The organism is Streptomyces sp. 4N124 (genome assembly GCF_052245395.1).
Taxonomy (GTDB): Bacteria; Actinomycetota; Actinomycetes; order Streptomycetales; family Streptomycetaceae; genus Streptomyces.
Genome location: NZ_JBQQBS010000067.1, coordinates 18297 through 38970, shown reverse-complemented (window position 1 = coordinate 38970; position 20674 = coordinate 18297). Strand labels below are relative to the sequence as shown.

General features: G+C 70.8%; 18 protein-coding genes, 1 tRNA gene and 1 pseudogene. 5 read left to right on the top strand and 15 right to left on the bottom strand.

Annotated features, from left to right (window positions below; translation table 11 throughout):
* Positions 1 to 2: 2 nt before the first annotated feature.
* The 9 genes from ruvA to pgsA all read right to left on the bottom strand — a co-directional run bounded on the left by ruvA (position 3) and on the right by pgsA (position 7104).
* Positions 3 to 608, bottom strand: coding sequence for a Holliday junction branch migration protein RuvA (gene ruvA / locus ACTWQO_RS41530; RefSeq protein WP_443242558.1), 606 nt, complete (start codon positions 606 to 608; stop codon positions 3 to 5).
* Positions 605 to 1150 carry a crossover junction endodeoxyribonuclease RuvC gene (gene ruvC, locus ACTWQO_RS41525; protein WP_443242557.1) on the bottom strand — a complete coding sequence of 182 codons (546 nt, stop codon included), beginning with the start codon at positions 1148 to 1150 and terminating at the stop codon, positions 605 to 607. The genes ruvA and ruvC overlap by 4 nt, the downstream gene beginning before the upstream one ends.
* A gap of 118 nt (positions 1151 to 1268) precedes the next feature.
* The gene (locus tag ACTWQO_RS41520) at positions 1269 to 2021 is read right to left on the bottom strand and encodes a YebC/PmpR family DNA-binding transcriptional regulator (RefSeq protein WP_443242556.1); all 753 of its coding nucleotides are present in this window, start codon (positions 2019 to 2021) and stop codon (positions 1269 to 1271) included.
* A gap of 75 nt (positions 2022 to 2096) precedes the next feature.
* Positions 2097 to 2702, bottom strand: coding sequence for a pyridoxal 5'-phosphate synthase glutaminase subunit PdxT (gene pdxT / locus ACTWQO_RS41515; protein ID WP_443242555.1), 606 nt, complete (start codon positions 2700 to 2702; stop codon positions 2097 to 2099).
* A complete protein-coding gene (pdxS, locus tag ACTWQO_RS41510) occupies positions 2702 to 3616 on the bottom strand; it encodes a pyridoxal 5'-phosphate synthase lyase subunit PdxS (protein WP_443242554.1) in 915 nt (304 codons plus the stop codon). Before pdxS ends, pdxT begins: the two co-directional genes overlap by 1 nt.
* 114 nt (positions 3617 to 3730) lie before the next feature.
* Positions 3731 to 4273: a hypothetical protein gene (locus ACTWQO_RS41505; RefSeq protein ID WP_443242553.1), complete on the bottom strand. Its 543-nt coding sequence runs from the start codon at positions 4271 to 4273 to the stop codon at positions 3731 to 3733.
* A 79-nt stretch (positions 4274 to 4352) separates the two neighbouring features.
* Positions 4353 to 5516 (bottom strand): glycosyltransferase family 4 protein, encoded by a 1164-nt coding sequence (locus ACTWQO_RS41500; protein WP_443242552.1) that lies wholly within the window; start codon positions 5514 to 5516, stop codon positions 4353 to 4355.
* Positions 5513 to 6430 (bottom strand): phosphatidylinositol mannoside acyltransferase, encoded by a 918-nt coding sequence (locus ACTWQO_RS41495; protein ID WP_443242551.1) that lies wholly within the window; start codon positions 6428 to 6430, stop codon positions 5513 to 5515. The genes ACTWQO_RS41500 and ACTWQO_RS41495 overlap by 4 nt, the downstream gene beginning before the upstream one ends.
* On the bottom strand, positions 6427 to 7104 hold the full coding sequence (gene pgsA / locus ACTWQO_RS41490) for a phosphatidylinositol phosphate synthase (protein ID WP_443242550.1): 678 nt from the start codon (positions 7102 to 7104) through the stop codon (positions 6427 to 6429). Before pgsA ends, ACTWQO_RS41495 begins: the two co-directional genes overlap by 4 nt.
* Positions 7105 to 7389: 285 nt before the next feature.
* On the opposite strand from pgsA, the gene ACTWQO_RS41485 reads away from it, so the two are divergent.
* Both ACTWQO_RS41485 and ACTWQO_RS41480 read left to right on the top strand, forming a co-directional pair.
* Complete coding sequence (locus tag ACTWQO_RS41485; RefSeq protein ID WP_443242570.1) at positions 7390 to 9585, top strand: elongation factor G-like protein EF-G2; 2196 nt, start codon at positions 7390 to 7392, stop codon at positions 9583 to 9585.
* A 187-nt stretch (positions 9586 to 9772) separates the two neighbouring features.
* A complete protein-coding gene (locus tag ACTWQO_RS41480) occupies positions 9773 to 11434 on the top strand; it encodes a hypothetical protein (protein WP_443242549.1) in 1662 nt (553 codons plus the stop codon).
* 24 nt (positions 11435 to 11458) lie between these two features.
* Here ACTWQO_RS41480 and ACTWQO_RS41475 read toward each other — a convergent pair whose 3' ends face one another.
* Positions 11459 to 12019: an HIT family protein gene (locus ACTWQO_RS41475; protein ID WP_443242548.1), complete on the bottom strand. Its 561-nt coding sequence runs from the start codon at positions 12017 to 12019 to the stop codon at positions 11459 to 11461.
* Between the two features lie 67 nt (positions 12020 to 12086).
* Between ACTWQO_RS41475 and ACTWQO_RS41470 the strand changes: the two genes are divergently transcribed.
* Complete coding sequence (locus tag ACTWQO_RS41470; RefSeq protein ID WP_443242547.1) at positions 12087 to 12743, top strand: potassium channel family protein; 657 nt, start codon at positions 12087 to 12089, stop codon at positions 12741 to 12743.
* 24 nt (positions 12744 to 12767) lie between these two features.
* On the opposite strand, the gene thrS is transcribed toward ACTWQO_RS41470, so the two are convergent.
* The 3 genes from thrS to ACTWQO_RS41455 all read right to left on the bottom strand — a co-directional run bounded on the left by thrS (position 12768) and on the right by ACTWQO_RS41455 (position 16652).
* A complete protein-coding gene (gene thrS, locus ACTWQO_RS41465) occupies positions 12768 to 14744 on the bottom strand; it encodes a threonine--tRNA ligase (RefSeq protein WP_443242546.1) in 1977 nt (658 codons plus the stop codon).
* Between the two features lie 91 nt (positions 14745 to 14835).
* Entirely contained in the window at positions 14836 to 16089 is a 1254-nt protein-coding gene (locus ACTWQO_RS41460) for a hypothetical protein (protein WP_443242545.1), read from the bottom strand.
* Complete coding sequence (locus tag ACTWQO_RS41455) at positions 16086 to 16652, bottom strand: DUF4365 domain-containing protein (protein WP_301978373.1); 567 nt, start codon at positions 16650 to 16652, stop codon at positions 16086 to 16088. Before ACTWQO_RS41455 ends, ACTWQO_RS41460 begins: the two co-directional genes overlap by 4 nt.
* A gap of 169 nt (positions 16653 to 16821) precedes the next feature.
* On the opposite strand from ACTWQO_RS41455, the gene ACTWQO_RS41450 reads away from it, so the two are divergent.
* Positions 16822 to 17547: a 3'-5' exonuclease gene (locus tag ACTWQO_RS41450; RefSeq protein ID WP_443242544.1), complete on the top strand. Its 726-nt coding sequence runs from the start codon at positions 16822 to 16824 to the stop codon at positions 17545 to 17547.
* 56 nt (positions 17548 to 17603) lie between these two features.
* On the opposite strand, the gene ACTWQO_RS41445 is transcribed toward ACTWQO_RS41450, so the two are convergent.
* Together ACTWQO_RS41445 and ACTWQO_RS41440 are read right to left on the bottom strand one after the other, a co-directional pair.
* Positions 17604 to 17675, bottom strand: a tRNA-Val gene (locus tag ACTWQO_RS41445).
* A 39-nt stretch (positions 17676 to 17714) separates the two neighbouring features.
* The gene (locus ACTWQO_RS41440) at positions 17715 to 18161 is read right to left on the bottom strand and encodes an SRPBCC family protein (protein WP_443242543.1); all 447 of its coding nucleotides are present in this window, start codon (positions 18159 to 18161) and stop codon (positions 17715 to 17717) included.
* A 68-nt stretch (positions 18162 to 18229) separates the two neighbouring features.
* Here ACTWQO_RS41440 and ACTWQO_RS41435 point away from each other — a divergent pair.
* Positions 18230 to 20592: pseudogene (locus tag ACTWQO_RS41435) on the top strand (SCO7613 C-terminal domain-containing membrane protein).
* Positions 20593 to 20674: the final 82 nt, after the last annotated feature.

Genomic DNA, 20674 nt, shown 5'->3' with positions numbered 1-20674 from the left:
GGTCAGCGGGCGCGGTTGAGGGTCTGGAGAGCGGCCTTCAGCAGCTGACCCACCGGCGGGGTGCCGTCTGCCGCCTCGGCCTGCGGGGCCACGGCGGCCACGGCCTCGTCGGCCTCGCGGGTCGCGTAGCCCAGTCCGATCAGCGCGGCGTGCAGTTGGTCTCGCCAGCCGCTGCTGATCGCCCTACCCACCGCGGGGGCACCGATCGGCTCGCCGAGCCGGTCCTTCAGCTCGAGCAGCAGCTTCTGGGCACCCTTCTTGCCGATGCCGGGGACGGCGGTGAGCGCCTTCTCGTCGGCTGTCGTGACGGCTCGGCGCAGGGCGTCCGGGGTGTGCACGGCGAGCATGGCCTGGGCCAGGCGGGGGCCGACGCCGCTGGCGGTCTGGAGCAGTTCGAAGGTCTGCCGTTCGTCGTCGTCCGCGAAGCCGTACAGGGTGAGCGAGTCCTCTCGGACCACGAGCGAGGTGTGCAGCTTGGCGGGCTGACCGAGCCGGAGCGTGGACAGCGTGTTCGGCGTGCACTGGACGGCCATGCCGACACCGCCGACCTCGACCACCGCGGCGTCGGGGGCGAGGGCGGCGACCGTGCCGCTGACGAAGGCGATCATGCCGGGCGACCTTTCGATGCGGTTGCTTTTGCTGCGTGCAGGGCGACGGCCTGCTGGAGGCGGTTCTGGGCGGGGGCACGCCAGATGTGGCAGATGGCGAGCGCGAGGGCGTCGGCGGCGTCGGCGGGCTTGGGTGGCGCGTCGAGCCGCAGCAGGCGGGTGACCATCGCGCCGACCTGCGCCTTGTCCGCACGGCCGCTGCCGGTGACGGCGGCCTTGACCTCGCTGGGGGTGTGCAGGGCGACGGGGATGCCACGGCGGGCCGCGCAGAGCATGGCCACGGCGCTGGCCTGGGCCGTACCCATCACTGTCCGCACGTTGTGCTGGCTGAACACCCGCTCCACGGCGACGAATTCGGGCCGGTGTTCGTCCAGCCACTGCTCGATGCCCTGCTCGATGGCGACGAGACGGTGCCCCAGGTCCGCGTCCGCGGGCGTACGGACCACGCCGACGCCGAGCATGGTGAGCGGCCGGCCGGCGACACCTTCGACCACACCGACACCGCAACGCGTCAGCCCCGGGTCCACCCCCAGTACGCGCACCCCCGCACCCTCCCTTCGATCGCCTGTTTGTGCAGGCTATCGGGTGCCACCGACAACAGCGGTGGGCCGGTGGGACGTGTCCCACCGGCCCGCCGAATCCGCTCAGCCCGCGGCAGCGTTACGCGTCGACCTTCTCCATGATCTCGTCGCTGACATCGAAGTTGGCGAAGACGTTCTGGACGTCGTCGCTGTCCTCGAGAGCGTCGATCAGTTTGAAGATCTTCTTGGCGCCCTCCTCGTCCAGTTCGACCTGCATGGTCGGGACGAAGTTGGCCTCGGCGGAGTCGTAGTCGATGCCGGCGTCCTGGAGGGCGGTACGGACCGTGACCAGGTCGGTGGCCTCGCTGAGGACCTCGAAGGACTCACCGAGGTCGTTGACCTCCTCGGCGCCCGCGTCGAGGACGGCACCCAGGACATCGTCCTCGGTCAGCTCGCCCTTGGGGACGATCACGACGCCCTTGCGGTTGAAGAGGTACGACACGGAGCCGGGGTCGGCCATGGAGCCGCCGTTGCGGGTCATGGCGACGCGGACGTCCGAGGCGGCGCGGTTGCGGTTGTCGGTGAGGCACTCGATGAGCACCGCGACGCCGTTGGGGCCGTAGCCCTCGTACATGATCGTCTCGTAGTCGGCGCCACCGGCCTCCAGGCCGGCGCCGCGCTTGACCGCGGAGTCGATGTTCTTGTTCGGAACCGACGACTTCTTCGCCTTCTGGATGGCGTCGTACAGCGTCGGGTTTCCGTCGGGGTCGGCGCCGCCGGTGCGGGCCGCGACCTCGATGTTCTTGATCAGCTTCGCGAAGAGCTTGCCGCGCTTGGCATCGATCACGGCCTTCTTGTGCTTCGTCGTGGCCCATTTAGAGTGGCCGGACATCTGCCTGTCTCCTTCGCGTAACCCATCTCCGAACGAACTCCCCCAGATCTTAAGGGCCTGGGGGACCTCCAGATCCTACAAGGACTCCGTCGTCCGGTACGCGCGCACCATGTCGACGAACAGGCCGTGCACGCGGTGGTCGCCGGTCAGTTCCGGGTGGAACGACGTGGCCAGCGCGTTGCCCTGGCGGACCGCGACGATGTGGCCGTCGTGCTCGGCGAGCACCTCGGCCGCGGCGCCGACGGACTCCACCCAGGGGGCGCGGATGAAGACGCCCTCCACAGGATCGCCCGCGATGCCCTGCACATCGACCGCCGCTTCGAAGGACTCGTTCTGCCGTCCGAAGGCGTTGCGGCGCACGATCATGTCGATGCCGCCGATCGTCTCTTGGCCCGAGCGCGGGTCGAGGATCTTGTCGGCGAGCATGATCATGCCCGCGCAGGTGCCGTAGACGGGCATGCCGTCCCGCACGCGCGCGCGGAGGGGTTCCATCACGCCGAAGAGGACGGCCAGCTTGGAGATGGTGGTGGACTCGCCGCCGGGCAGGACCAGGCCGTCGATCCCGGCGAGTTCCTCGGGGCGCCGCACCGGCCTGGCCACGGCATCGGCCGCGGCCAGGGCGACGAGGTGCTCCCGTACGTCGCCCTGGAGCGCGAGCACTCCGACTACGGGAGCGGTCATTACCAGCCCCGGTTCGCGTAGCGCTCGGCCTCGGGGAGGGTGTCGCAGTTGATGCCGACCATGGCCTCGCCGAGGTTGCGGGAGGCGTCCGCGATGATCTTGGGGTCGTCGTAGAAGGTGGTCGCCTTCACGATGGCGGCGGCGCGCTTGGCCGGGTCGCCGGACTTGAAGATGCCGGAGCCGACGAAGACGCCCTCGGCGCCGAGCTGGCGCATCAGCGCGGCGTCGGCCGGGGTGGCGACACCACCGGCGGAGAAGAGGACCACCGGCAGCTTGCCCAGCTCCGAGACCTCCTTGACCAGCTCGTACGGGGCGCGCAGCTCCTTGGCGGCGGCGTACAGCTCGTTGTTGTCGTAGCCGCGCAGGCGGGCGATCTCGTTCTTGATCTGGCGCAGGTGACGGACGGCCTCGACGACGTTGCCGGTGCCGGCCTCGCCCTTGGAGCGGATCATGGCCGCGCCCTCGGCGATGCGGCGCAGGGCCTCGCCGAGGTTGGTGGCGCCGCAGACGAACGGCGTGGTGAAGGCCCACTTGTCGGAGTGGTTGACCTCGTCGGCCGGGGTGAGGACCTCGGACTCGTCGATGTAGTCGACGCCGAGGGACTGCAGCACCTGGGCCTCGACGAAGTGGCCGATGCGGGACTTGGCCATGACCGGGATGGAGACGGCCTCGATGATGCCCTCGATCATGTCCGGGTCGGACATACGGGCCACGCCGCCGTCCTTGCGGATGTCGGCCGGGACCCGCTCCAGCGCCATGACGGCCACGGCGCCGGCGTCCTCGGCGATCTTCGCCTGTTCCGGCGTGACGACGTCCATGATCACGCCGCCCTTGAGCTGCTCGGCCATGCCGCGCTTCACGCGCGCGGTGCCGGTCTCGGGCGTCTGGGCGGAGTGGGGAAGCGTGCTGGACACGGGTGACCTCGCTCGGTGAAAGAGGGTTTCTGCGAACACCGAGGAAACGCGAGGGGACCAGGCCACAGCAAGGGCCAATGAGGAGCCGGTGGATCGTTTTGGGTGCGGGCGCGGCTACGCGGCCCGCACCATCAGGGCCGCCGGGGGCTCGTCGTCCATCTCGAAGGCCAACGGGAACGGCGCGTGACCGGCCAGCCGGAACCAGCGCACCTTGCGGTGCTCCCGCAGTCTCCGGGCCGCTCCCACGGCGTCGTTGTGGAAGCGGCGGGCCATCGGCACCCGGCGTACCGCCTCGGTGAGTTCATGCGTGGCCGCCTCTCCCCCGGGCGCCTCCCGTACCGCCTCCACCTGCTGCGCCTCGGCGAACACGGCCCTGAGCGCCTGGCTCAACTCGCTCTCGGCCACCTCCCGTTGCTCCTCCTCGGCCTGCCGCGCGGCGTGCGCCGCCTCGTACAGGACGATCGAGGCGGCCGGATCGAGCACGCCGGAGGTCGCCAGCTCCTGGGCCACCGAGGCGCGGCGCAGCAGCTGGGCGTCGAGCGCGGCGCGGGTGGCGTCGATGCGGGCGTGCAGCCGGTCGAGCCTGCCTGCGGTCCAGCTCAGGTAGAGGCCGATCACCACGAGGGCGACGAGGATCCAGATCAGGGTTGCGGTCACGGGCGGCAAGGTTAGCCGGGCTCTGTGGAGCAACTGTGGTCAGCGTGTCCGAACGGAACGACCACGCGCGCGTGCGGGGTCAGTCGCGCGCCAGCCCCAGCCGCGCCCGCAACCCCGGAGCGCGTTCGTCCGCCGCCACCGCCGTCGTACCGTCGGTCACCGTCTCGTAGACCGACAGGATGTCCGCGCCGACCGTGGACCAGTCGAACCTCCGGACGTGGACGCTGCCGCGTGCCCGCAGCTCGGCCCGGCGCTCGGGGTCCTCCAGGAGGCGTACGGCGCCCTCGGCGAGGGCGTTCGCGTCCTCGTTGGCGAACAGCTCGCCCGCGCCGCCCTGGTCGAGTACCTGCGCGAACGCGTCCAGGTCCGAGGCGAGCACGGGGGCTCCCGCCGACATGGCCTCGACGAGGATGATCCCAAAGCTCTCGCCGCCGGTGTTGGGGGCGACGTACAGGTCGACGCTGCGCAGCAGACGGGCCTTGTCCTCGTCGCTGACCATGCCGAGGAACTCGACCCGGGAGCGCATTTCCTTGGGCAGCGTCTCCACGGCCTCCTCCTCGTCGCCGCGCCCCGCGACCAGCAGCCGGGTCTGCGGACGGGCGGCGAGGATCTTCGGCAACGCCTTGATCAGCACCGGCAGACCCTTGCGGGGCTCGTCGATGCGCCCTATGAAGCCGATCGTGTCGCCCTGCCACTCGGGCTTGGGCTCCGCCTTGGCGAAGAAGTCGACGTCCACACCGTTCGGGATCACCACGGCGTCGCCGCCGAGGTGCTCCACGAGGGTGCGGCGGGCGTACTCGCTCACGGCGATCCGCGCGCTGATCTTCTCCAGCGCGGCCTGGAGGATGGCGTACGCGGCGACCATCGCCCGGGAGCGCGGGTTGGACGTGTGGAAGGTCGCGACGATCGGGCCCTGCGCCGCCCAGCAGGTGAGCAGGCCGAGCGAGGGCGAGGACGGCTCGTGGATGTGGACCACGTCGAAGGCGCCGTCGTGCAGCCAGCGCCGTACCCGTGCCGCCGACAGGAAGCCGAAGTTCAGCCGGGCCACCGAGCCGTTGTACGGCACCGGGACCGCGCGGCCTGCCGAGACGACGTACGGCGGGAGCGGGGTGTCGTCGTCGGCGGGAGCGAGGACGGACACCTCGTGGCCGAGGCGGATGAAGTATTCGGCGAGGTCGCGGATGTGGAACTGGACGCCGCCCGGCACGTCCCAGGAGTACGGGCAGACGATGCCGATTCTCACGGCCGCTCCCCGTCGGACGGTCGGGGTTCCAGGTCGGCGAGCCACAGCCGCTGCAGCATGTGCCAGTCCTCCGGATGGTCGGCGATCCCGCCGGCGAAGGCATCCGCCAACGCCTGTGTCATGACAGACGTCTTCTCTGCCTTCGTACCTGCCTCGGGCACCTCGATCGGGGGGTGTACGCGGCCCCGCATGATGGGCGAGTCGTCGTACCAGAGTGTCACCGGCAGCAGAAGCGCGCCCGTCTGCTGGGCGAGCAGTGCGGGTCCGGCGGGCATCCGGGCCGTGTCGCCGAAGAACTCGACCTCGACGCCGGAGGCGGACAGGTCCCGGTCGGCGACCAGACAGACCAGACCGCCCTCACGCAGCCGCCGGGCCAGGGTGCCGAAGGCGGAGCCGCCGTTGTGTGGCAGGACCTCCATGCCGAGGCCTTCGCGGTAGGCGACGAAACGGTCGTACAGCGTCTCCGGCTTCAGGCGCTCGGCGACCGTGGTGAAGGGCGTCTGCAGCTTGGTGGTGACCCAGGCGCCGGCCAGGTCCCAGTTGCCCAGGTGGGGCAGGGCCAGGACGACGCCGCGGCCGGAGGCGAGGCCGTCCGTGAGGTTGTGGATGTCCTTGGGGTCGAAGCCGTTCCTTATGCGCTCGGCGCTCCAGGCCGGCAGCCGGAAGGACTCCATCCAGTAGCGCAGATACGAGCGCATGCCCGCGCGCGAGAGCTCGGCGAGGCGCTCCGGGCTCGCGTCGGGCACCACGCGCGCGTAGTTGCTCTCCAGCCGCCGTACGCCCTTGCCGCGCCGCTTCCAGGCGGCGTCGGCGATCGTGTTCCCCAGCCGTACGGCGACCGGCTCGGGGAGCTTCTTGACCGTGCTCCAACCGATCCCGTACAGCGCGTCCGTCAGCCGATCCTGCGCGCTCACTTCGCCGCCTCACTCCCCTGGGAGGCATTCTCCCGCTCGGCGGCCTCGTCCGCCTCGGCCGACTCCCGGCGGACCGTGACGACCCGCTGGATCAGCGTGACCAGGCTGCCGACGGCGACGACCCACAGGGCGATCGGCAGCAGGTACTGGATACCGGGCACGCCGAAGTCGTGCAGGCCCGCGAGACCGGCGGCGACCAGGGAGATCACCAGGCGCTCGGCGCGCTCGACCAGTCCGTTGACCGCGACCGGCAGGCCGATCGACTCGCCACGGGCCTTGGTGTACGACACCACCTGGCCGCTGGCCAGGCAGAAGATCGAGACGGCGCACAGGACGAGGTCGTCGCCGCCGCCCGCGTACCAGAGGATGAAGCCGCCGAAGATCGCGCCGTCGGCGACCCGGTCGAGCGTGGAGTCCAGGAAGGCGCCCCAGCGGCTGGAGCGGCCGAGCTGGCGGGCCATGTTGCCGTCGACGAGGTCGGAGAACACGAACAGCGTGATCACGACCGTGCCCCAGAAGAACTCGCCCATCGGGTAGAAGACCAGCGCTCCCGCGACCACTCCGGCGGTGCCGAGGAGCGTCACCGTGTCGGGGCTGACCCCGCGGCGGATGAGAAACGCGGCGAACGGTGTGAGGACACGCGTGAAGAATGCACGCGCGTACTTGTTCAGCATGGCCTTCCCGAGGGCTCGGTGTCGCCGGACGGCCCCTGCTGGCTACCGGCTGGCCCATCGTAGCCACGCGCGCGTGTCGGCGACGTCCGGGCACCCGCCACCGGCCGTGGGAGCGGCCGGACCGTCCGCAACAGACGGCGGGCGGCCAGATCGCGTCCGCCGTATGGACGCACCGTGACGGGAGTGGAAAGCTCGAAGGACCGCGGGCGTCGCCGGAGCCGCCACCGCACGCGGAGCCGCGTGTCCGCGCCCACAGAGACCTCACCGTGCACGGGAGGCAAGGCCATGGGCGACAAGGCGAACGCACACCCCGGAGCCGCCGGCAGGGCAACAGCGGCCGACCACCCCGCGTCCGTACGGAATGTGGTGCTGGTCGGCCACAGCGGATCGGGCAAGACCACGTTGGTGGAAGCCCTCGCACTCACGGCGGGGGCAGTGAACCGGGCGGGCCGTGTGGAGGACGGCGGCACCGTTTCGGACTACGACGAGATCGAGCACCGGCAGCAGCGTTCGGTGCAGCTCTCCCTGGTGCCCGTCGAATGGGACGGCATCAAGGTCAACATCCTCGACACCCCCGGATACGCCGACTTCGTCGGAGAGCTGAGGGCCGGTCTGCGAGCGGCGGACGCGGCCCTTTTCGTCGTCTCCGCGTCGGACGGGGTGGACGGCTCGACCCGCATGGTCTGGGAGGAGTGCGCTGCCGTCGGCATGCCCCGCGCGATCGTCGTCACGCACCTGGAGGCCGCACGCGCCGACTACGAGGAGATGACGCGGATCTGCGCGGAGGCCTTCGGCGGGGACGACCCCGACGCCGTACTGCCGCTGTATCTGCCGCTGCACGGTCCACCGGCGCCCGACGGGCACGCGCCCGTGACCGGGCTGATCGGGCTGCTGTCGCAGAAGCTGTTCGACTACTCGACCGGCGAGCGCAAGGAGTCGGATCCGGATCCGGAGCGGCTGCCGCTGATCGAGGAGGCCCGCAACCGGCTGATCGAGGGGATCATCTCGGAGAGCGAGGACGAGACCCTCATGGACCGGTATCTCGGCGGCGAGAGCATCGACGTCAAGACGCTGATCGACGACCTGGAGCGGGCCGTCGCGCGCGGGGTCTTCTTCCCCGTCCTGGCCGCCGCCCCCGCGGCCGACGGCGCCCGGCAGGGCCTCGGCACGGTCGAGCTGCTGGAACTGGTCACGGGCGGCTTCCCGACCCCTCTGGAGCGCGAGGCGCCCCGGGTCACCACGGTCGACGGCAAGCCGCGCGAGCTCAAGCTCTGCGACCCGGACGGGCCCCTGGTCGCGGAGGTCGTGAAGACGGCGTCCGACCCGTACGTCGGCCGGGTCTCCCTGGTGCGTGTCTTCTCCGGCACCCTGCACCCCGACGAGACCGTGCATGTCTCCGGGCACGGACTCGCCGACCGTGGGCACGAGGACCACGACGTCGACGAGCGGATCGGCGCCCTGTCCGCACCGTTCGGCAAACAGCAGCGCACGCTCTCCCACTGCATCGCCGGGGACCTGGCGTCCGTGGCGAAGCTGAGCCGCGCGGAGACCGGCGACACGCTCTCGGCCAAGGACGACCCGCTCCTGATGGAGCCCTGGCAGATGCCCGACCCGCTGCTGCCGCTGGCCATCCAGGCGCACAGCAAGGCCGACGAGGACAAGCTCTCGCAGGGCCTGTCCCGGCTGGTCGCCGAAGATCCGACCATGCGGCTCGAACAGAACCAGGACACCCATCAGGTCGTGCTGTGGTGCCTGGGCGAGGCGCACGCGGATGTCGCGCTGGAGCGGCTGCGCAGCCGGTACGGCGTCCAGGTCGACGTGATCCCGCACAAGGTCTCCCTACGGGAGACGTTCGCGAACAAGTCCGGCGGGCGCGGCCGACATGTGAAGCAGTCCGGCGGGCACGGGCAGTACGCGATCTGCGAGATCGAGGTGGAGCCGCTGCCGGGCGGCTCGGGCATCGAGTTCGTGGACAAGGTGGTCGGCGGCGCGGTGCCCCGGCAGTTCATCCCGTCGGTCGAGAAGGGCGTAAGGGCCCAGGCCGCCAAGGGAGTCGCGGCCGGATACCCGCTCATCGACATCCGGGTGACGCTCCTCGACGGCAAGGCGCACTCGGTGGACTCCTCCGACGCCGCGTTCCAGACGGCGGGCGCGCTGGCGCTGCGGGAGGCCGCGACCGACGCGAAGATCCATCTGCTGGAGCCGGTGGCCGAGGTGACCGTCCTGGTCGGCGACGACTACGTGGGCGCCGTGATGAGCGACCTGTCGGGGCGGCGCGGCCGGGTGCTGGGCACCGAGCAGACGACCGGCGCGCGGACCCTCGTACGGGCCGAGGTGCCGGAGATCGAGATCGGCCGGTACGCGGTCGACCTGCGGTCCCTGTCGCACGGCACAGCGCGCTTCAACCGTTCGTACGCGCGGCACGAGCCGATGCCGCCGCAGATCGCCGAAAGGATCCGTGAAGAGGCGCGCGACGCCTAGTAGTTGGCGCCGGGCGCACCACAAGTGACGTTTACGGAACGCTTCCTTCCGCGTCGGCGGGCGGCTTGGGCCGTCCGCCGACGGATGTCGGTGCCTGCGGATACGCTGAAGACCTGATCAACAGGTGTGCAGGGCAAGGAAGTCGGGAAGGCCGCAAAAGCGAGAGTCGCGGCGATCGGGGGCGGGAATGACCTTTGACAGCGGCTACGCGGACATCTTCGGGCCGCAGGTGCCGCGCACGGGCGACGGGGACCAGACGGCGACGTTCGCGCTGGCCTCGGCGGCCTACCGGGACAATCTGGTCGGCGACATCAAGAAGGCCGACAACGAATGGCACCAGACCACCGTCAAGGAAGGCCGCAAGTGGGCGAAGATCTTCCGGCCGAACCTGGGTGAGGCGTTCTCCCGGGCCGTGGTGGACCGCATGCTGGGCCCGGGCCGCAAGCCGCTCATCCAGTCCTTCGGCAGCGAACCGCAGGTCGTCGTCGAGCACTGCCTGGCCGCGAACAACATCCGCAAGGACCGCGACAGACTGCTGAGCCTCGTCATGGTGCTGTGCGGTGTGGTGTTCCTGCCCGGGCTGCTGGTCTGGCTGCTGATCTTCACGCTGCGCACCATCATCGCCAAGCGGGAGGACAAGCAGGCCGGCGCGTTCGCCACCGGGCTGCTCGTCGCGGCGGGCGCCCTCGCCGTGATCTTCCTGATCCGTACGCCGTTCTCCGGCTTCTGGCTCTGGTATGCGCGGGCCTGTGTGGTCATGCCGGTGGTCGGCTGGTTCTGGGCCAAGCAGATCTGCGAGCGCACCTCGAAGGACCTGCGGGGGCGGTGGGACAGTCTGCTGGCCGGCAGCAGCGTCGGTGCGAAGGTGCCGGAAGCGGTGCCGAGCAGCCCCGGCGAGACCGCGGCCGAGCAGCTGCGCCAGTCCCTGGCCAAGCTCAGCGCCGAGCAGCAGTCCAACTCCGTGTTCTACGCCGGGCCCAAGGGCATACTCGGCATGGGCACGCGCTGGGGCTCCTGGCAGCTCGCCGAGGATCTGATCCCGGCCGACGCGGACCGGGAGATCCACCCGTTCCGCAGCTGGGACGTCGTCCGGTCCATCCACGACCAGTTGCGCATGCTGGAGCGGAACACGCTGAACACCGGCGGCTTCCCCAAGGCGTCGATACGCCACTGGATCGTCACGCCCATCGCGGAGAACGCCAAGGCGGTCTCGCGGCCCGAGGGCACCGACGTGGACGCCTACCAGATCAAGTCGCACGCGATACAGGACATCTGCAACAAGCAGCAGTTCGGCAGCGGTGACCGGCACTACCTGGGTGTCCAGTGGGTGCTCTGGGACGGGCAGTTGGTCATCACCATGCTGATCACGGTGACGGTGCTGCACCAGACGCTGCGCATCGAGGTCACCGGCCACGCCCTCGGCCCGGTGAACGGGCTGTTCACCAGCAAGCCCGAGGCACCGACCAAGGAAGTCGCCAAGTCGTTCAAGCCGTGGGAGACCCGCAAGGTGAAGCTTCCCCTGGTCAACAGCGACGAGGTGGTACGGCTGGCGGTGCGGGCCCCGATCTCCTGGTATCCGCCCCTGCTGAACTGGCTCGGCGGCACCATAGCCCTGCCCGAGCCCTTCGGCCTGCGGCACGCGTGGGCGGATCAGCCGTGGCGCCACCGCTTCATGGCCGACGACGCCCTGCGCGCCGCCACACCGGTGCTGCGCGTCGTGCACTCGGCGGCGATCAAGGTGCTGGAGGAGAACGGCGTGGACACCGAGAAGTTCGGCAACAGGTCGGCGTTCCTCAGCACGGCCGTACAGGACCCGATGCCGAGGAAGGCGGACGTGTACGACGCATAGCGGCGGCCGGAGGCCGGGCCGGGCTCAGGCCGTCGGCCAGGCCTCCGCCAGCATCTTGCGGGTGTCCGCGAGGAGCTGGGGCAGCACGCGCGTGTGGCCGACGACCGGCATGAAGTTCGTGTCGCCGCCCCAGCGCGGGACGATGTGCTGGTGCAGATGGGCAGCGATGCCCGCGCCCGCCACGGAGCCCTGGTTCATGCCGATGTTGAAGCCGTGCGCGCCGGAGGCGGTCCGCAGTGCCGTCATCGCCTGCTTGGTCAGCGCGGCCAGCTCGACGGTCTCCGGATCGGTGAGGTCCGTGTAGTCGGCGACATGACGGTACGGCACGACCATCAGGTGCCCACCGTTGTACGGGTACAGGTTGAGCACGACGTAGACCTGCTCGCCGCGCCTGACGATCAGACCGTCCTCGTCGGACTTGGCCGGGATGGAGCAGAAGGGGCAGCCGTCCTCGGCACCGGGGCCGGTCGGCTTGCCCTCACCCTGGATGTAGGCCATCCGATGGGGCGTCCACAGGCGCTGGAACGCGTCCTGCGTCCCCACTCCCAACTGCTGCTCCGGCTCACTCGTCATGCAAGGAAGCATATGGCTTCGCCCGTTCGCGGCGTGTCGCCGGGGTTGCCCGACCAGCGCCGCGGGCGAAGCTGAGCCGGTGGATGCCGACAGCCGCCAGGGCCGCTGGGAGCGGCGCACCGAAGTGCCCCTCGCGATCGCGTCGCTGGTCTATCTCGCCGCGTATGGGGTGCTCGTCCTCGCCCATGGTCTGCCGGACGTCTGGCGGGACGTCTGCTTCGCCGTGCTGGCCGGCGCCTGGGCTCTGTTCGCCGTCGACTACGGGGTGCGGTGGCGGCTGAGCGGGCGGCGGCTGGGCTTCGTACGGTCGCATGTGCTGGACACCGTGGTGCTGGTGCTGCCTCTGTTGCGTCCGCTGCGGGTGGTGCGGCTGTATGAAGCCGTGCAGCGTCGGCACGGTCGGCCGCGGCTCGCGCTGCACGCGCGAGTGATCGCCTACGCCGGACTGTCGACGGTGCTGCTCGGATTCGCCGGAGCCCTCGCCGTCTACCAGCAGGAGCACGCGGCGCCGGACGCGAACATGCGGACCTTCGGTGATGCGGTCTGGTGGGCCTGCGCGACGCTCTCGACGGTCGGGTACGGCGACATCACGCCCGTCACACCGGTCGGACGGCTGATCGCGGTCGGGATGATGGCCTGCGGGCTGGCGCTGCTCGGCGCGGTCACCGGGTCGTTCTCGTCGTGGCTGTTGCAGGTCTTCGCGTATGAGGGCGAAGAGCGGCCCCCGGAGAGTTGAACTCCCGGGGGCCTCACGTAGGTGTCAGACCTGCGCCCGCTCCTCGACCACCTTCACGATCTTCGCGAGGGCCTCGTCGAAGGGGATGCCGTTCTCCTGTGAACCGTCGCGGTAGCGGAAGGAGACCGAGCCGTTCGCCATGTCCTCGTCGCCCGCGATGACCATGAAGGGCACCTTCTGCTTCTGGGCGTTGCGGATCTTCTTCTGCATCCGGTCGGAGGACGAGTCGACCTCGACCCGCAGCCCCCGCTTCTTGGCCGCCGCGGCGAACTTCTCCAGGTACTCGACGTGCGCGTCACCGATCGGGATGCCGGTGGCCTGCACGGGTGCGAGCCACGCCGGGAAGGCGCCCGCGTAGTGCTCCAGGAGCACCGCGAAGAACCGCTCGATGGAGCCGAACAGGGCGCGGTGGATCATGACCGGGCGCTGCTTGGAGCCGTCGGGCGAGGTGTACTCCAGGTTGAACCGCTCGGGCAGGTTGAAGTCGAGCTGGATCGTCGACATCTGCCAGGTGCGGCCGATGGCGTCCTTGGTCTGCACGGAGATCTTCGGGCCGTAGAAGGCGGCGCCGCCCGGGTCCGGAACGAGCGGCAGCCCCTGCTTCTCGGCGACCTCGCGCAGCGTCTCGGTGGCCTCCTCCCAGACCTCGTCGGAGCCGACGAACTTCTCCGGGTCCTTGGTGGACAGCTCCAGGTAGAAGTCGGTCAGGCCGTAGTCGCGCAGCAGGCCGAGGACGAAGGTGAGCGTCTTGTCGAGCTCCTCCGACATCTGCTCGCGGGTGCAGTAGATGTGCGCGTCGTCCTGCGTGAAGCCACGCGCACGCGTGAGGCCGTGTACGACGCCCGACTTCTCGTACCGGTACACGGTCCCGAACTCGAAGAGCCGCAGCGGCAGTTCACGGTACGACCGGCCGCGCGCGTCGAAGATCAGGTTGTGCATCGGGCAGTTCATGGGCTTGAGGTAGTAGTCCACGCCCTCGTCGAGCTGCATGGGCGGGTACATGCCCTCGGCGTACCAGTCGAGGTGGCCCGACGTCTCGAAGAGCTTCCCCTTGGTGGCGTGCGGGGTGTAGACGAACTCGTAGCCCTCTTCCTCGTGACGGCGGCGCGAGTAGTCCTCCATCACGCGGCGGATGATCCCGCCCTTGGGGTGGAAGACGGCGAGGCCGGAGCCGATCTGCTCGGGGATGGAGAAGAGGTCCAGCTCGTTGCCCAGCTTGCGGTGGTCGCGCTTCTCGGCCTCGGCGAGGAAGTCGAGGTGTGCCTTCAGCTCGTCCTTGGTGGGCCAGGCGGTGCCGTAGATGCGCTGGAGCATCGGGTTCTTCTCGCTGCCGCGCCAGTAGGCGGCCGCGTTGCGCATCAGCTTGAACGCCGGGATGTTCCGGGTGGTGGGCAGGTGGGGACCGCGGCAGAGGTCCTTCCAGCACAGGTCGCCGGTCTTGGCGTCCAGGTTGTCGTAGATCGTCAGCTCGCCCGCGCCGACCTCGACGTCCGCGCTGTCGTCGGAGGATGCCGAGCCCTTGAGGCCGATCAGCTCCAGCTTGTACGGCTCACCGGCCAGCTCTTCCCGGGCGGCCTCGTCGGTGACCACACGGCGGGAGAACTTCTGTCCGCGCTTCTGGATCTCCTGCATCTTCTTCTCGATGGCCTTGAGATCCTCGGGCGTGAACGGCTTCTCGACGTCGAAGTCGTAGTAGAAGCCGTCCTTGACGGGCGGGCCGATGCCCAGCTTGGCCTCGGGGAACAGCTCCTGCACGGCCTGCGCCATCACATGCGCGGTGGAGTGGCGCAGGATGTTCAGGCCGTCCTCGGAGGAGATCTCGACGCCCTCGACCGCTTCCCCGTCGGAGAGCACGTACGACAGGTCCCTGAGCTCGCCGCCCACGCGCGCGGCGATGATCGAGCGCTCGCCGGCGAAGAGCTCGGCGGCCGTAGTGCCCGTCGTCACCGTGCGCTCTTCCCGCTCGGAATCGCGTTGGATGATCACACGGACGTCTGACACCGGTCTCTCCTGACTGAAGGTGGGTGCGGGCGCCGTACCTGGAGCGCGCGCAATACCGGATCGTACCGACCCGGGACGTCCCACCGCGAAATCAGTCCCCGAAGTCGGCGTCCAGGCCGGCCTCGTGATCGTCGCCTCCGCAGGCCTCCTCGAAGAAGTCCAGGTTCTCCTGGAGCGACTTCATCAGCCGGTCCCGCTCGGCGTCGTCCACCTGCACCGGTACGACCCCGGAGGCGCCGGTGAGCCTGCGGAAGCCGCCCCGGCTCTCCAGCCGGCCGTGCACCCGCACCGGCAGTCCGACGAGGTGGGCGTGCCCGGCGATGCGGTACGCCTCCTCGTCCAGGGTCAGCCGGATGTGCGGGACCTCGGCGCCCGCGATCACCCGCAGCCGTACGGCGCCCTCGCCGCGCGGCCCCGACCGGCGCATCCGGGTCACCGTCCCGGTGATCCGGACCGCCATGGACGGTTCCTCGCGCAGATAGCGGGCCCCTGCCTCGCGCAGCACGGGCAGGTCGCCGGGCGAGAACTCGACGGCCTCGGCGCCTGCGGCACAGCCCTCGGGCACCCCGGCGCCGGGCGCCCACTCGACGGCGACGCGGGCGCCCTCGGTGCCACGGACCAGGGTGACGAGCGCCTCGGTCAGTTCACGGCTGACGCCCGCCTCGATGGCGCCGTCGAAGGCGTCCATGCCGCCGGTGGCCCGCTGGTAGTCGATGGCCTCGCGGGCGGCGTACAGGGCCTGGTGCAGGCGTACGGCGAGCAGGCGGCCGGTGTCGACGGGCACGAACGCGGTCAGCTGACGGCCGCCGGTCGCGGCGCCGACGAGGACGTTCTCCAGGGACGCGGCGGCGGGGCGGCGGTGCCGGGCGCCGTAGTAGCCGGCCCGCGCGCGTGTGGCGAGAGCACCCGCCAGAAGCATCTGGCGGGCGGCCGTGCGCAGCTGTTCCTCGACCATCCATGGCGCGGCGCCGGCCGGCCCGGTCGGTACATCGCGCCACCAGCGGATCTCGTCGCTGGGCACGGTGAGGCCGACCAGGACCTCGCGGGCGGAGGGCGAGCCGCTGCGGGACAGCGCGACGAGGGCCTCGCCAAGCAGGTCGTCGCTGTCGGGGAAGGCACGGTTCTCCGGCACGAGCAGGCTCGTGCCGGCGCCGCCGGGCCCCGGCGGGGTCCAGCGGCCGTAGCGTCCGGCGGCTCCGCCGCGGCGCTGCCAGCCGTGGCGGTGCAGCAGGGCGCTGAGCACGGCGGGGTCGACCTCGCCGGGCTCGGGCGGCCGGTTCCACTGCGCATCCACGGGATGCGGCCGCCCTGGTCGTACCGGCTCCTCCAGCGAGCGGTGTGTCATGGCCTGCCTCCCGTCCCGACCCGCGTCATGATCTCGCACAGCGCCCGGTCGTCGAAAATGCGTGAGGTCGGAATCCGCACGGTGGTCCGGCGCCGACCGGTGATGGCGTGACCGGCCAGGTTGACCCAGTAGCAGCAGTGCCTGAGGTCGAGCCGGTCGTGGCTGGCGCGCAGCCAGTCGTCCTGGGACCGCGGGACGAGCATCACGACCAGGATCTTGTGCACGGACACCGGCGTGCGGGCGAGCTTCGCCAGGTGGTCGTTGTCGAGCGTGAAGGAGAAGAAGCGCCCCGGGGGGTTGGGCGGGATCTGGTACGTCGCCTTGAGCTGCACCTTGATGGTGACTTCGTCGTCGACGGTGTGCCCGGCGGCGCTGTGGCTGACGTGCCAGTCGATGCCGTTGTCCGGAAAGGGCTGGGACAGCGAACAGCCCGCCGCGGCGGCGACGGCGTGCAGATAGCCCACCTGCAGTGTCTCCATGCAGGCGGTGGTGGCGAGTGAACCGCGATGGGGGCCCGTCCGAGCGGGCAGCAGCCCGCCCCGTTCGGGCTGCGCTATCGCCATGACCAATAGCCTTCCAAGCAAGTGAATCCCCGCGAACGGGCCCGCTGAACTGCAAAGACCCGCACTCCTGTTGTGTCCGGCCCGCGTACGCCGCAAACAGCCCGGGTATCACCAAACGGGCAGAAGACGGTGCGTCAGCTGCCGTGGGTGAACGAGGAGTTGTGTAGGTATGACGTGCTGGTACGAGGGCCCTCTGGCCGCGTTCGACACGGAGACCACCGGCGTGGACGTCGAGACCGACCGGATCGTGTCGGCCGCCGTCGTCGTCCAGGACGCCCCGGATGCCCGGCCGCGGGTGAGCCGGTGGCTGGTCAACCCGGGTGTGCCGGTGCCCGAGGGGGCGACGGCGGTACACGGACTGACGGACGAGCATCTGCAGCGCAACGGCCGCTGGCCGGCGCCGGTGATGCATGAGATAGCCAGTGAACTGGCCGAGCAGGCGGCTGCGGGCCGTCCGCTCGTGGTGATGAACGCACCCTTCGATCTGACCATCCTGGACCGCGAGTTGCGGCGCCATCGGGCCTCGTCCCTGGACCACTGGTTCGAGACGTCGCCGCTGCTGGTGCTCGACCCGCGCGTCCTCGACAAGCATCTCGACCGCTACCGCAAGGGCCGCCGCACCCTCACCGACCTGTGTGCGCACTACGGCGTCGTCCTGGACGGCGCGCACGACGCGTCGGCCGATGCCGTGGCCGCACTGGATGTCGTACGGGCGGTGGGGCGCCGTTTCGCCGCGCGGCTGGAGCGTCTCTCCCCCGCCCAACTGCACGCCCTGCAGGCCGTGTGGCACGCGGCACAGGCACGCGGCCTGCAGGCATGGTTCGCCCGCAGCGGCACCGAGGAGGCAGTGGACCCGGCGTGGCCCCTGCGTCCGGACCTGCCGGCGGCGGCGTGAACGGACTACGGGCGCACAAAAAGGCCGGTCCGCTCAGGCGGACCGGCCTTTCCCGGTGGGCGATACTGGGTTCGAACCAGTGACCTCTTCGGTGTGAACGAAGCGCTCTCCCACTGAGCTAATCGCCCGGGAACGGACTGAACAATACAGGTCCCCGCGGGTTTCCATCAAACTGCTTCCAAGTACGCGGCCAGCCCTCGCCGTCCGGCCCGCATCATCAGCCGGTGGTTGGCCCGGAAGACCGGCCGCCCCGGCACGGCGAAGCGTCTGAGCAGCGGCTTGCTCACATCGACGACCTGGTCGTAGCGGGCGAGGGTGCCCGTGCCGTGCGCACGGACCGTCCAGCGCGCCCAGCCGTCCAGGTCACCGGACAGCTCGATCTCCAGCACCCCGGCCGCACGGTCCCGCACCACCTCACGCGCGGTGAAGGTCAGCTCGTACGGCAGCACGGACCGCACCCTGACGATGCCGCTGACGTCGTCGATCGCGTCGACCTGCCGGACCTGCGGCCACCAGTCGGGGTAGTCCTCGGCCCGCTCCAGCACGGCGTACACGGCGGCGGGTGGCGCGTGCAGAGCCCACACGCTGCGGAAGCGGTAATGGGACCAGTCCATACTCCGAGTCTGCCCCGCTCACGGCCGCGAGGAGGGCACATCTGAGTACGTTCTGAGTATCCGCACTCATGCCGTACGACGTGACGCGGACCACACTCCAAGACATGACGCACATCCCACCGCCCGCCGAGGAACTGCGGCTCCTCGACTGGGAACTGTGGCAACTGGACGCCCGCCGAGCACAATTGCTGGCTCGCAGGGCCTGGCTGGTCGCCACGCTGCACCCGGCTGAGCAGTCGCCCGCAGCCGCTCCGCCTCGCCCCGAGGCCACCGCCCCGCGGGTCCAGAACGTCCTGCTGCTGCTCGGCGGCGTCCTGCTCACCCTCGCCGCGACGGCGTTCACGCTGGTCAGCTGGCAGCACCTGGGGGTCGCCGGGCGGGCACTGGTGCTCGCCGCGGTCACGGTGGCCGTCCTCGCCGCGCCGCTGCCCCTGCTGAAGCGCGGGCTGCGCTCCACGGCCGAGTCGGTGGCGGGCCTGGGACTGGCGCTGACGGTGCTGGACGCCTATGCGCTGTACGAGGTGGCGTTCGCGGGGGCCGACGGTACGAGGTTCGCGGCGGCGTCGGCGGCCCTGCTGGCGGGCCTTTGGGCGGCGTACGGGTTCCTGCCGCGCACGCGTGAGTTGCGTCTGCCCCTGCCCGCCGCGCTGGCGGCGGCCCAACTCCCCCTGCTCCTCTGGGCCATCGCGGTCGACGCGAGTTGGTTCACGATCACGGCCGCGCTTATCGCGACGGCCGGGTTCGACACGGTTGTCGCGCTCCGGGCGAGCGCCAGGCCCGTACGTCTCGTCGCCCTCGGCGGCGCGTACGGCCTCGGCGGCTGGGGCGTCATGACGGCCGGCTGGCTGTGCTGGACGGCCACCGGCCCGAGCGCCGCCGCCCGTGCGGCGGCGCTCCTCCTCCTGGCCGCGGCCCTCGCGCTCGGCGCGGCCTGGCAGGCGCGGGGCGAGAAGCAGGCGAAGGGACTCGCGGTCGCTTCGGGCCTGCTCGTCGTCGCGGCACTCGGCGGCGCGCTGCGCCCCACACTGCCGGACGCGTGGACGGTGCCGGTCCATCTCGCGTGCGGGCTGGCCCTGTTGGCAGCCACAGCGGCGGGGCGGCTCCCGGAGGCCGTAAGGCGCGGCATGGCGGTCGCCTCCGCCGCCGTACAGGCCCTTGCCGCGCTGTGGGCGCTGCCCGTCGTGGCCGTCGCCCTGCTGGGGCCGGTCGGCTGGGCGGGGCACGTGTGGTCGGGTGCGCCGGACTCGGCGCGCGACGCGGTCACGGTCGAAACACCGTGGCCACCGGACACGGCCACCGCGCCCCTAGTCCTCGCCGCGGTCGCCGGGGTACTGGCACTGGCAATCCGGGAGGCCGCCTGGCGGTCACGGGCGCTGGACGCGTCCCTCACCTCACCCTGGCGTGGGCGAGCACGCTCGTCCTCCCCGCGACGCTGCAACTGCCGTACACCGCAACCCTGTTGCTCCAGGGCGCCCTCACCGCCGCGCTCCTGCTCCTCCGGCGGACGACTGCCACCGTCCTCGCCCTAGTCACCTCCCTGAGCCTCACCTTCCTCGCTCTCGCCTCGGAACCGGCCACCTTGGCGACGCTCGCGTCCCTGACCGCGCTCTTCGCGACGGCCGTACGCAGGCCCCTAATCGCCGCGGCAGCCCTCGCGTACGCCACCGCGCTCGCCGTCGCGTCGGGGGCGGCACTGGATCTGCGGCCGGAGCACACCGCGCTGCTCGTGCTCCTGGTCACCGCGGCAGCCGCACTGCTGGCGGCGTATGTCGACGAGAAGACGACGACGGCCGTGGAGGTCACCGGCGCGGTCGCGGGCCTGGTCGCCGTCGCTCTGGCAGTAGGCGAACCGCCGATGCTCGCCCTGGTACTCGCCCTGGCGGGCGTGATCGCGGCCGGCACGGCACTCCGCCCCGACCGCCGCACCGCCGGCTACATCGCCGCAGCCCTCTTCGTCCTGGCCACCTGGGTACGGCTGACGTCCTGGGACATCACCACCCCCGAGGCATACACCCTGCCGGTCACCGTCCCCGCGCTGATCATCGGCGCCCTGCGCAGGCAACGCGATCCACAGACGTCGTCCTGGACTGCGTACGGCCCAGGACTCGCCGCAACCCTCATGCCGAGCCTCTTCGCAGTCTGGGCCGGCCAACACGGCACACGCCCCCTCCTCCTGGGCGCGGCAGCACTCCTCATCATCCTGCTGGGCGCCCGCAACCACCTCCAGGCGCCCCTACTCCTCGGCGGCTCGACCCTCGTCCTGACCGCCTTCCACGAACTAGCCCCGTACTTGGTCGAGATGACGACCGCCCTCCCCCGCTGGGCACCTCCCGCACTCGCCGGCCTCCTGCTCCTCGCCCTCGGTGCGACGTACGAGCGACGGATCCGGGATGTCAGGCGAGTGCGGGAGGTCCTGGGAAGAATGAACTAGGCGGTTCACCCGCGCCCCGAAGGGGCGCGGGGAACTGCGCGACCAGCCCCCACGGACCCGCAGCCGAAGAACCACCAACCCA

Bases quoted from the DNA above. Each gene is read 5' to 3' on its own strand.
- ACTWQO_RS41480 (WP_443242549.1), top strand. From the start codon at position 9,773: ATGACCTTTGACAGCGGCTACGCGGACATCTTCGGGCCGCAGGTGCCG.
- ACTWQO_RS41460 (WP_443242545.1), bottom strand. From the start codon at position 16,089: ATGACACACCGCTCGCTGGAGGAGCCGGTACGACCAGGGCGGCCGCAT.
- ACTWQO_RS41520 (WP_443242556.1), bottom strand. From the start codon at position 2,021: ATGTCCGGCCACTCTAAATGGGCCACGACGAAGCACAAGAAGGCCGTG.
- ACTWQO_RS41455 (WP_301978373.1), bottom strand. From the start codon at position 16,652: ATGGCGATAGCGCAGCCCGAACGGGGCGGGCTGCTGCCCGCTCGGACG.
- pgsA (WP_443242550.1), bottom strand. From the start codon at position 7,104: ATGCTGAACAAGTACGCGCGTGCATTCTTCACGCGTGTCCTCACACCG.
- ruvA (WP_443242558.1), bottom strand. From the start codon at position 608: ATGATCGCCTTCGTCAGCGGCACGGTCGCCGCCCTCGCCCCCGACGCC.
- ACTWQO_RS41450 (WP_443242544.1), top strand. From the start codon at position 16,822: ATGACGTGCTGGTACGAGGGCCCTCTGGCCGCGTTCGACACGGAGACC.
- ACTWQO_RS41485 (WP_443242570.1), top strand. From the start codon at position 7,390: ATGGGCGACAAGGCGAACGCACACCCCGGAGCCGCCGGCAGGGCAACA.
- pdxT (WP_443242555.1), bottom strand. From the start codon at position 2,702: ATGACCGCTCCCGTAGTCGGAGTGCTCGCGCTCCAGGGCGACGTACGG.
- ACTWQO_RS41475 (WP_443242548.1), bottom strand. From the start codon at position 12,019: ATGCTTCCTTGCATGACGAGTGAGCCGGAGCAGCAGTTGGGAGTGGGG.
- ACTWQO_RS41440 (WP_443242543.1), bottom strand. From the start codon at position 18,161: ATGGACTGGTCCCATTACCGCTTCCGCAGCGTGTGGGCTCTGCACGCG.